Raw genomic sequence first — 11,002 nt, 5'->3', positions numbered from 1 at the left:
CGGGCACGCCGGGGCTGGCGCAAGGTGCAGGCATGGGGGCGCTCATGCCCGCACCATCCATGCAGCCGTGGCCACCAGCACGCAGCCCATGGCGCGGTTGAACCACAGCAGGCGCCTGCCCCGTGCCAGCCAGTGGCGCAGCAGCGCGCCCGCCGCGGCATACAGCAGGTTGCTCGACAGCGCGAACACCGCCATCACCGGCAGCACCACGGCCAGGCGCTGCAGGCTGTCGTCCCGCCCGACGATCCAGCCCGCCACGATGGTCAGCGCCAGCAACCAGGCCTTGATGTTCACGAACTGCAGTGCCGCGCCCTGCCAGAAGCCCACGTTCATGCGCGCGGCGTCGGCCTGGCCGAGCTGCGCGCTCTGGCTGAGCTTCCAGGCCAGCCACACCAGGTAGCCAATGCCCACGGCCTTGATGCCCCAGCGCAGCGCGGGCACCGCCACCACCGCCGCCCCAAGGCCGCCCGCGCTTAGCAGCAGCAGCACGCTCCAGCCCACGGGCACGGCGCACACGAAACGCATGGCATGGCGCAGCCCCTGGTTGGCCGCCAGTGCGGTGGACAGCGTGGTGTTGGGTCCTGGGCTGAAGCTCATGGCGGCGGCCAGTGCCAGCAGGGCGGTGAATTCAACGGTTGGCATGGCGCAGATAAAGAGGTGATCGGCTTTCACTGTAGAGATAATTGCAATACAGTAGCAATACAGTTTTTTTGACAATGAAACCAACTGTGCTGGCATGCGTGGCAGCACAGTTGGTCTCTGCATGGCAAGGCTCCGCATGCTCACCCGCTCCAGCAACCACACCCTGACCGAACAACTGGCCGAGCGCTTCGCCGAACGCATCCGCTCGCGGCTGCTGCCTGCGGGCGCGCGCCTGCCCTCGGTGCGCGAGTGCGCGCGCCAGCAGGGCGTGAGCCCCTACACCGTGGTGGCCGCCTACGACCAGCTCCAGGCCCAGGGGCTGGTCGAGGCGCGCAGCCAGCGAGGCTTCTATGTGCGCGATTTTGTGCAAAACGGGGCTGTGGCGCTTGAAGGGCAAGCGTCTTCTGCTATTCAAAGCGTAGCGAATGTGACGCTGCGCACGGCCACGGGCACCGCGCCTTTGGCTTCGGGTTCGCGCATCAACGCCACCGCGCTGATCCGGGGCATGTTCCACCAGGCGTCCACCTACCCGCAGCCCGGTGCCGGGGTGTTTCCCTCCGAATGGCTGGAGTCGGGCTTCATGGCGGCGGCGGTGCGCAAGGTGACCGGCAGCCGGGCGCTGCAGGAGGGCTCGCTGCAGTATGGCGACCCCATGGGCGACCCGGGCCTGCGCCAGGTGCTGGCGCGCCGGCTGACGGGCCTGGACATTCCGGCGCGGCCCGCGCAGGTCATGACCACGGTGGGGGCCACGCATGCGCTCGACATCGTGAGCCGCACCCTGCTGCGCCCTGGTGATCCGGTCATGGTGGAAGAGCCTGGCTGGTCGGTCGAGTTTGCGCGGCTGGACGCGCTGGGCATGCGCATCCTGCCCGTGCCCCGGCGGGCCGACGGGCCCGACCTGGCCGTGATGGCGCGCTATTGCGAGGCCCACGCCCCCAAGCTGTTCGTGAGCGTGAGCGTGTTCCACAACCCCACCGGCTATTGCCTCTCGCCCGGCAGCGCCCACCAGGTGCTGCAACTGGCGCAGCGGCACAACTTCCATGTGGTGGAGGACGACACCTACAGCCACATCGCGCCCGCCCATGCCACGCGGCTGTCGGTGCTCGATGGCCTGCGGCGCACCATCTACGTGAGCGGCTTTGCCAAGATCCTGGCGCCCAACTGGCGCGTGGGCTACCTGGCCGCGCCGGAAGAACTGGTGGAGCGGCTTCTGGACACCAAGCTGCTGTCCACGCTGACAACGCCGTCGATCCTGGAAAAGGCGCTGGCCCTGTGCATCGACCAGGGCCAGTTGCGCCGCCATGCCGAGCGCATGCGCCTGCGCTTGGCCCAGGCACGCTCACGCAGCGTGCAGCTGGCGCTGGAAGCCGGCTGCACCTTCGCGGCCGAGCCGGCGGGAATGTTCGGCTGGGTGGAAACCGGCGTGGACACCGACATGCTGGCCCAGCGCATGCTGGACGAGGGCTACCTGCTGGCGCCGGGCGCCTTGTTCCACGCCACGCGGCAGCCCTGCACGCTGATGCGCATCAACTTTGCCACCACGCAGGATGCCGCTTTCTGGCGCACGTTCCAGCGCGTGGTGGCGCAAAGCCGGTAGCGGCAGTGCACGCGCTGCGCGGTGATGGCATGCGCCGTCATCACCGGGCTGGGCGCGACGGGCATGCGACGCCCCTTTCGTGGCGGCGGTGTGGCGGTTTGCGGCCAGCGGGGGGCCTATGGCGGTGGGCCCGCACGGCAGGGATGTGGAGCGGCCAGGACGGAGGCTTTCCACCGACTGCGCCGCGCACACCGAAACCGCCGCGCTCCCCCTCTGCGCCATGCCGGGGCACCGGCGAGGCGCAGTCCGTCGCAGCTTTTTGGTGAAGCCCGGCCTGAAAGGGGTGGTGGCGAATGCCGGTGGACCCCACAGGCCGCGGGGCTGCGCAGCCTGGTTCAGCCCGCGGCGCGATCGACTTCGAGGTCGGCCAGCACCCGCAGCAGTGCGCGGTTGACTTCCTCAAGGTCCATTTCATACGCCTCGCACAGCTTGCGGATGGCGCTGGCGTCGTCCGATTCGAGGGCGCAGGCCATCTGCAAGCCCGACGCGTAGGGCCCCGATCCCAGCACCGTGGCGTCGTAGATGCGCTCGGACAGCGGGATGCGGCGCAGGATGCCTCCCAGGGGTTCGCCCATGATCTCGTCCAGCTGCGACAGCAGGCCGCACAGGTAGATTTCGCGGCGCAGGTCGTTCTCGACCCCTGCGTCCAGCAGGTGGGCCACGAGTTGCGCGCGGATCACCATGGCCTCGCGCACGGGGCGCAGGTTGAGGTCGGTGCTGGCATGGGGCAACTGGTCGGAAAGCCAGCGCTTGAGCGAGCCATAGCCCATCATCACCAGCCCCCGGCGCAGCGAGTCGATGCCGGTGCGCAGGCCGAGTGCCGCCGAATTGGTGTAGACCATGAAGCGGTAGGCGAGCAGCGGATCTTCGCCCATGATTTCCTCGAAGGTCTCGAGCGACTGCTCGGCATCGATGGCCTTCATCAGCCGCAGAATCACGGCATGCGAAGGCTGGGGCGCTTGGTGCCGCTGGCCGTACAGCACGTCTTCCACGGGCCAGCCGGCCAGCGCCAGGGCGTTTTGCTGGTCGAGGCAATGCTCCATCAGGGCGCGGCTGGCGACGTTCTCGTACATCTGGCCTGCCAGCACCGGGCTTGCTGTGCGCGTCGCCGGTGCCGGGGTGCCGGGGCGGGCGGATGGTTTTTGCAGGGCCGCCACGGCGTCTTCGGGGCGCAGCGTGAGCAGGCTGTTGTCGAAGCAGCGGGCCACTTCGGGTTCGGGCAGTCGGCCCACGTCGCCGCGCCACACGAGCTTGAGGCCGCGCTGGTGGGCGGCCTTCACGCGGCTCCAGATGGCGGTGTCGGAAAGCCAGTCGCCCCGCACTTCGATCCATGGCGCGCCGCGCGGCGCCTCTTCAAGCAGGGTGCACAAAAGCTGGCGGGTCTGCGCGGACAACAGCAGCGGTGGCGAGGTGGACGACCACAGTTCCTGCAACGTGCGCAGCAGGTGGGCTGCATCCACCACCGTGGCGGCCTCGTTCTGCACATAGAGCTGCACACCCGCAAGCTTGCGGGCCCGACTCCACAGGGGGCGATAGCCAAGAATCAGGCTGCCTAGTACGGATTGGACCATGGGCGGTGAAGCGATTGGACAGCGGGGCCGGATCCTTTCGACGGGGTGGGCCTCCCACCGCGCGAGCGGGTCTTAACTGATGAAGTTGAACAAGGACAGCTTCTGGATCGAGGCATACGACTTGAGGGCAGCCTCGTAACCCACCTGCTGGTTCTGGAAGTCCGAAATGCCCTTGATCATATCGAGATCCTCGGCGCGCGAGCGGTCTCCTTCGAGCTGGATGGACCGCTTGTCCTGGTCGCCCGTGATGCGGTCTGCGCGGTTGAGCAGTTCGCCGGCATAGCTGCGCATGTTGTGCATGCGTTCGAGCCCGATATCCACGTTGGCGAGGGCCTGTCCCACGGCCTGCGTGGCGGCATTGTTGTTCGCCGCGCCGCCGATATCGCGGATCGCACTGTCGAGCGTGCTGAACATGCTGGCGCTGGGCTGCAGGGTGACCGTGTCGCCGGTGGCCGGCGTGCCGGTGATGTTGAAGCTCAGGCCCGGGACGCCGGTCACCGCGATGGTGACGGGCTTGTCGGAAGGGAAGTCGGGCACCGTCACCGGGGCGGACACGGCGCCCGTGGTGGTGTTGGTGATGGTGTAGGTGGCCGTGGTGGTGCCGGTGGTGGCGCCGGGGCCCACCGCGCTGAAGGCGATGGTGTACTGGTCGCCGGTCACCAACGCGGTGTTGGTGGGCTTGATGCCGTCGGTGGTGAGCTGGCGGCCGTTGGGAATGGTGCTCACGCTGGCGTTGTAGACGCCATCGCGCTGCGGCTGGAACATGAAGGCCGAATCGCCGTCCAGCGTATTGGGGATGGACACACCCGTGCTGCTGTTCTGCCCCGCAAGCCCGTCAAAGGTGTAGTCGGGCGAGGTGGTCAGTGGTCCGAGGAACGGCGCCAGCGCGCTGCCCAGGGCGCCAAGCAGCGGCACCCCGTTGGTGTCCTTGCGGTTGGCCACCTCGCTCAGTTGCTCGCGCAGGCCCTTGAGCTGGTTGGCAATGGTGGCACGATCGTTGGGGGTGAGGGTGCCGTTGCCGGCGCTCACGATGAGTTCGCGCGCGTTCTGCACCAGGCCCACAGCCTCTCCCATGGCGGATTCGGCCTGCGCAATGGCGTTGCGCTGCGTTTCCAGGGCGCGCTGCTCGGTCTGGATGCGGGACAGCCGCGTGAGCGCGCGCTCGGCCTGGGCGGCCGAGACCGGATCGTCGCTGGCGCGCACCACACGCTTGCCCGAGGTCAGGTTCTCCTGCAGGCTGGACAGCGAGGTCTGCCGCTCGCCCAGGTTGCGCAAGGCGTTGTCATACATGTTGGCAGTGCCCACGCGGTAAATGGTATTGCTGCTCATATCGGACTCCTGTGAACCCCTCAGCGACCCACGGTCTGGATCAGGTTGTCGAAAATGTTCTGGGCAATCTGCAGCATTTTGGCGGACGCCTGATAAGCCTGCTGGAACTGGATGAGCTTGGCGGCTTCTTCGTCCAGATTCACCCCCGACACCGCCGTGCGGTCGCGCTCGAGGTTGGCTGCGATGGTGGTGGACAGGTTGGCGGCAAAGCTGGCGCTCTGGGTGCGCGTGCCCACCTGGGCAATGGCGCCGGCGTAACCGTCGCTCAGCGTGGCGTTGTCGAACATCTTCACGTCGCGCAGGCCCATCAGCGCACTGGCGTTGCCAGCGTTGCGGGTGTAGTAGTCGCCATACTGCGGGTCAAGGGCGTTGCCCACGTTGACGGTGTCACCGCTCTTGGGCGTGCCCTGCAGGGTGATTTGCCAGCCGTCGATCGAGATCGGGGCGCCCGGGGTGTAGGGCTGCGCCGTGGCCACCGTCGTTGCGGGGCTGCTGCCCCGGTTGAGGACGTCGTAAGTGGCGGGAGGGCCGGCGTTGAACCGCAACTGAATGCCGCCAGGGAAGGCAGGCGGCGTGGCGGTGTCTCCATTGGGCGGCAGCACCAGCCCGGGCGGGGTGGGCACGCCCGTGGCCTTGAGCTGCGACAGTTGCAGCGTACCGGCATTGGCGGTGCCCATGGCCGCATTGACGGGGTTGGCCGCAGCCAGGTCGCGCGGCGAGTAAACCAGCGCCTGGATGTTGCCCGCAGCGCTTGCGAAAGGCTTGAAGAGCACCCTTTCGTTGGCCGCGCCTGCAGTGGTGAAGTTGAACGTCAGGCCGTCGATCTGTGTGGCTGCAAGCGCTCCGACACTGGCGAACGCGGTCGCTTTTCCGTCCGACAGCCGCACCACCTGGCCGCCGACACCTGCGGCGTCGTAGCGCACCTCGTAGTCGGACGCCGCGAACTGGGTGGGCGAGAACTTGGTGGGGTCGGTGAAATCGATGGTTCCCACCGCCGAGCCTGCGGTAGAGCCCTGCACGCTGGCCGGGGTGGCGAACAGCGGCTTGCCTGCCGCGCCGTCGAGCGTGAGGCCCAGGGTCTGCTGGTAGTTCATCGTGGTGCCGATGGCCAGCGCCATGCGCCCCAGCAGGTTGCGGCCCTCGGCCAGATCGGTGTTATTGAAGCGCAGCAGGCCCGACACCGAGCCCCCGCCCAGCATGTTTTCATCGATCTCGATCGGTGTGGCACCGGGTGGATTGAAGTACAGCTTGAGCTGGCCGCTGCCGGGGAAGTCCTGGGCATCGCCCACCGACAGCGGGGTTGCGTTGGTGCCGAGCACCAGCGGCTGGCTGCCGGCCACGAACAGGCCCACCGTGCCATCGTCGGCCGGAATCTGGGTGGTCTGCACATACTGGTTGATGTCGCGGATCAGCTGGTCGCGGTGGTCCAGCAGATCGTTGGGGGTCTGGCCGTTGCCTTTGGCGCGCGCGATCTGTTCGTTCACGCTGGCAATCTGCGAGGCGAGGCTGTTGATGGCGGTGATGCTGCTACCCAGCTGCTCGGTCACCGTGTACTGGATTTCGTTGACGCGGTCGGAGGCCGAGCGCATGCGCGCGGCGGTTTCATCGATTCGCGTGAGGGCCACGGTGCGGGCCGTCAGGTCGGTGGGCGAACTCACGACGTCCGAGAACGAATTCATCATGTCGTTGATGGCGGCGCCCAGGCCCGTGGCGCCACCGCTGAAAACTTCCTGCAGCTGCCGAAGGCGCTCGGCCCGCGTGGCGTCGGCCGACTGCGTCGAGCCCGCGGCAGCGGCCTGGCGCGTGAGCAGTTCGCTCTGGTTGCGCAGGATGGTCTGCACATCCACGCCCTGGCCAATGTAGCCGCCGCCGGTGAACTGGCCTTGTACGGTCTGCAGCACCACGGTCTGGCGCGAATAGCCGGGCGTGTTGACGTTGGCGATGTTGTGCCCCGCGGTTTGCAGGGCGACCTGGTTGGCCAGAAGGGCACGGGCCCCGACGTTGAGCAGGCTCATGGGTTACCTCGTGTGCTCAGGCCTGTGCGCGCTGCACGCGCAGGGCACTGTTGATGGCGCCGCTGAGCTTTTTGGCGTATTCGGGGTCGGTGGCGTAGCCGGCCTTCTGCAGCTCGGCCGCATAGGCCACGGCCGAGCCCGTCTTGGCAGTGGCCTGCGCTTTCTCGTAGCGCGGGCTGTTGTTGATCAGGCTGGCGTAGTCGCGGAACGAGTCTTCGTACGAGTCGTAGGCGCGGAACTTCGCGACCACCTTGCGGGGCACGCCGCCCACGTATTCCGTGGTGGTGACCTCGGCGACCTTGCCGGTCCAGCCCTTGCCGGCCTTGATGCCGAACAGGTTGAAGGAGCTGGAGCCATCGGCGTTCTTGATCTCGCTCTTGCCCCAACCGGTCTCGTGGCCGGCTTGGCCCAGCATGAAGCTGGCGGGGATGCCGCTGTCCTGCGATACGCGCTCGGCGGTGGCGCTGAGCGACTGCACGAAACTGTCGCGGCCTTTGGGCGCGGGCCCCGCGGCCACGGGGGTGGGGTCGAAGAACGCGACACCACGCCGGGCAGGCTCAAGGTGGACGGGGCTGAGATGGTGGTGTCGGCGCCCCCCATCTGGCGCGAGAGCTGGCGCGCAATGGCTTCGGAGAGCCCGCCGGGTACGCCCGACATGTGCACCGACAGCTGCTGGTCCAGCAGGTCGGTTCCCAGATCGCCCTGGGCGCTGTCCAGCATGCCCGATTTCATCGTGGCTTCGCGCATGCTCTTGATGAGCTCGCGCATGAAGAGCGATTCGAACTGTTTGGCTGCCTCTTTGGCGGCCTGGGCGCTGTTCTGGCCCGACTCGTATTTCAGGGCGTTGAGCGAGCGCGCATCGGCCGCCAGCGCATTCGTGGTGCTGGGCGTGGTGGATGAGGGCAGGGTCAAGGCCATGGTCACTCCTGGTGTGCGGCCGCCAGCGGGGACGAGGTGCCGGGCATGGTCAGATCACTTCCAGCTCGGCGTTCAGGGCGCCGGCGGCCTTGATGGCCTGCAGAATGGCCAACAGGTCTTGCGGCGTGGCGCCCAAGGTGTTGAGCGCGCGCACCACGTCGGCCAGCTGCGGCGAGGGCGGCATCTGGATGACGTTGCCTGCTTCCTGCTGGATGGCGATGTCGCTCTTTTGCGCCACCACGGTCACGCCCCGCGAAAGGGGGTTGGGCTGGCTGATGATGGGCGTGCTGCTGATGGTGATGGACAGGTTGCCGTGCGCGATGGCGCAGGGCCCCAGCGTCACGGCCTGGTTGAGCACGATGGAGCCGGTGCGCGCATTGATCACCACCTTGGCGGCCGGGGTGGAATCGGGCAGTTGCAGTTCTTCGAGCTCGGCGATGAAGTTCACGCGCCTGCCGGGGTCTTGCGGCGCCGCGACCTGCACCGTGCGTCCGTCCAGCGCCGTGGCCGTGCCCTGGCCCTGGCGGGCGTTGATGGCCTGCGCCACCTTGCGCGCGGTCTGGAAATCCATGGCGTTCAGGCCAAGGGTGATGGTGTCGCCATCGTGCAGCGGCGTCGGCACCGAGCGCTCGACCTGCGCGCCCTCGGGGATGCGGCCGGCGTTCAGGTGGTTGATCTGCACCTTGCTGCCGCCTGCCGATGCGCCGGCCCCGCCCACCACCACGTTGCCCTGCGCCAGGGCATAGATCTCGCCATCGGCGCCGCGCAGCGGCGTGGCGATCAGCGTGCCACCGCGCAGCGACTTGGCATTGCCCATGGAGGAAACGGCCACATCGATCATCTGCCCTGGCTGCGCGAATGCCGGCAACTGTGCCGTGACCACCACCGTGGCCACGTTCTTGAGCTGTGGCGCGGCGGTGCCGGGCGGCAGGCTGATGCCCATCTGCTGCAGGTAGTTGGCCATGGCCTGGGCCGTGAACGGCATCTGCGTGGACTGGTCGCCGGTGCCGTCCAGCCCCACCACCAGGCCGTAGCCCGACAACTGGTTGCTGCGCACGCCCTGCACGGCCGCCACTTCCTTGATGCGCAGGGCGTGGGCGGGCAGGGCTGCGGCGCAGGCGGCCAGACCCAATGCCAGCGCAAACGCGTGGGCCTGCAGCCATGCGAAGCGAGCGGAGTGCAAGGTTTTCATGGCACCCATTGTGGCCAGCCGCGCGGCAGACGAAGGGGGGAAAAGAGCCTGCTTCCGCCGCCTTATCGCACGGGCCGATGCCGATGGCCCGTACCGACCCCTGGGGTCAGATACATCAACAAAAATAGCCGCATGCGCTTGCTGGTTAAGCGCGTACAGCTATCAATTTTGAATGATCAGCGGCGCGCCTTGGCGGTCTTCGGGGTGGCAGCCGCCGTAGCGCCGGCCTGCCGGCGAATGCAGTAGTAATAGCCATTGGGCACGGTGGCGATGTGGTTGGCGCGCACCTTGTCCGCCAGGGCCTGCGTGGTGTCGTACAGGCCCGACTGGATGTGGTAAACGCCCCCCGAGCGCAGCGCCACGCCGCCGCCATAGAAGCCCGATGCTTCGGCCGTTTCCAGCTCTGCCGCCGTTGGCAGGGCGGCGTCCTGCGACTGGCAGTAGCGCTGCGCGGTATCGCGGGACACGAGCTGGTCCGCATGCCCGGGAGCGGCCATGAGCCATTCCCATGCCGCCTGCGGATTGCGGTGCTGGGGAAAGCGCGTGCCCTGGAAGTAGTCGAAGATGTCGCGCGCCAACACGTCGGCCAGCGTGGGCGCGGGCGCTGTCACGGTGAAGCTCTGCGATGCGCCACTGCCCAGTTTCACCAAGGTGGCGGTTGCCTGCACCAGCGCGCCTTCGAGCCGTGTGTAGGTGACGTAGGCCACCAGCGCCACCTGGCCAGCCTTGGCCTTGAGGGCATCGAGCGCCTTGGCGTCGGCAGCGGATGCGCGCTGCAGCTCTTCGGGCGTGATGCCGGCAAATTCGAAGCGCAGCTTCGGCGCGCGGGTGTTGATGCGCCGGGCCTGCCGGTCGAGCTCGCCGATCAGCTGGGTGTTGAGCGTGCGCCCCAGCTGGGCCAGCGCCGTGCGCTCGTGGTGGGCCTGCAGCGTGTCCACGGCCTGCAGCGCGGCCAGTACCGTGGCCGGGTCGCCCTTGCCGGCGTGCAGGTCGGCAAACACCTTGCGGTCGCCGTCGTAGTCGCCCAGGTCGGACGCGCGCACGACTGGTATGTTGGGCCAGACCACGAACGGCTGGTCCACCGGGTCGCGAAAATCGGCGGCGCCCGCCAGGGCGCATTGCAGCGCCAGGGCGGCGGCAGCTGCGCGAAGAAGCCAGGAATGCAGCGGCGGCATGGGCGGGTTACGGGCGTTCAGAACGGCGTGATCGTGTTGAAAGCGCGCGCAAGCCAGCCCATGGCCTGTGCCTCGCCTTGGGCGCCGCGTCCGCGCGACTGCACGCGGGCGTTGGCCACCAGGCGGGAGCTGATCACGCTGCCCGACCCTTCGTAGCCGCCGGTGCCCGTGCGCAGCGAGCGCGGGTCCACGGTGCCCGAAAAGCGCAGCACGTCGACGTTGTCGTTCACGCCGATCTGCTTCTCGCCCGTGACCACCAGGTGGCCGTTGGGCAGCACCTCCACGACCGTGGTGGTGATGTACCCGTCGAAAGTGTTGCTGCTGGCCGTGTTGCCGGTGCCCGTGAACTTGCTGTCGTTGGCGCTGCCCAGCTTGGTCTTGTCGGTGAAGCTGCTGCCCACGAACGGCAGCGCGGTGATGCCCGCCTCGTTGCTCGACTTGCGGTCGACCGTCGAGGTGGAGTTCTGCTTGGCCGTGATGTTCTCTTCGATGCGAATGGTCACGGTGTCGCCGACCATGCGCGCGCGCCGGTCCTCGAAGGCGGGCCGGTAGCTGGCGGCGTG

8 protein-coding genes and 1 pseudogene are annotated in these 11,002 nt (G+C 67.9%); 1 reads left to right on the top strand and 8 read right to left on the bottom strand.

The genetic code is table 11. The features are described from left to right. Positions 1-42 precede the first annotated feature (42 nt). On the bottom strand, positions 43-642 hold the full coding sequence (locus tag ACDELDRAFT_RS14460; protein WP_040329296.1) for a LysE family translocator: 600 nt from the start codon (positions 640-642) through the stop codon (positions 43-45). A 136-nt stretch (positions 643-778) separates the two neighbouring features. Here ACDELDRAFT_RS14460 and ACDELDRAFT_RS14455 point away from each other — a divergent pair, with 136 nt between their 5' ends. Continuing rightward, positions 779-2,239: an aminotransferase-like domain-containing protein gene (locus tag ACDELDRAFT_RS14455; protein ID WP_005798061.1), complete on the top strand. Its 1,461-nt coding sequence runs from the start codon at positions 779-781 to the stop codon at positions 2,237-2,239. 335 nt (positions 2,240-2,574) lie between these two features. On the opposite strand, the gene ACDELDRAFT_RS14450 is transcribed toward ACDELDRAFT_RS14455, so the two are convergent. From ACDELDRAFT_RS14450 to ACDELDRAFT_RS14420, 7 genes and pseudogenes are all read right to left on the bottom strand, one after another. Then, on the bottom strand, positions 2,575-3,810 hold the full coding sequence (locus tag ACDELDRAFT_RS14450; RefSeq protein ID WP_005798059.1) for an HDOD domain-containing protein: 1,236 nt from the start codon (positions 3,808-3,810) through the stop codon (positions 2,575-2,577). 72 nt (positions 3,811-3,882) lie between these two features. Continuing rightward, a complete protein-coding gene (gene flgL, locus ACDELDRAFT_RS14445) occupies positions 3,883-5,139 on the bottom strand; it encodes a flagellar hook-associated protein FlgL (RefSeq protein ID WP_005798058.1) in 1,257 nt (418 codons plus the stop codon). A 20-nt stretch (positions 5,140-5,159) separates the two neighbouring features. Further along, on the bottom strand, positions 5,160-7,154 hold the full coding sequence (gene flgK / locus ACDELDRAFT_RS14440; protein ID WP_005798056.1) for a flagellar hook-associated protein FlgK: 1,995 nt from the start codon (positions 7,152-7,154) through the stop codon (positions 5,160-5,162). Positions 7,155-7,170: 16 nt separating this feature from the next. Then, positions 7,171-8,072: pseudogene (flgJ, locus tag ACDELDRAFT_RS14435) on the bottom strand (flagellar assembly peptidoglycan hydrolase FlgJ). Between the two features lie 49 nt (positions 8,073-8,121). Further along, positions 8,122-9,273, bottom strand: coding sequence for a flagellar basal body P-ring protein FlgI (locus ACDELDRAFT_RS14430; RefSeq protein WP_005798052.1), 1,152 nt, complete (start codon positions 9,271-9,273; stop codon positions 8,122-8,124). A 167-nt stretch (positions 9,274-9,440) separates the two neighbouring features. Next, positions 9,441-10,439, bottom strand: coding sequence for a hypothetical protein (locus ACDELDRAFT_RS14425; RefSeq protein WP_005798050.1), 999 nt, complete (start codon positions 10,437-10,439; stop codon positions 9,441-9,443). 17 nt (positions 10,440-10,456) lie between these two features. After that, positions 10,457-11,002 (bottom strand): flagellar basal body L-ring protein FlgH (locus ACDELDRAFT_RS14420; RefSeq protein WP_005798048.1); only part of this gene is annotated, 546 nt, incomplete at its 5' end.

Source organism: Acidovorax delafieldii 2AN (assembly GCF_000175235.1).
GTDB classification, from domain to species: Bacteria; Pseudomonadota; Gammaproteobacteria; order Burkholderiales; family Burkholderiaceae_C; genus Acidovorax; species Acidovorax delafieldii_B.
The sequence above is the reverse complement of the archived record's forward strand: the minus strand, read 5'-3'. Positions and strand labels throughout refer to the sequence as shown.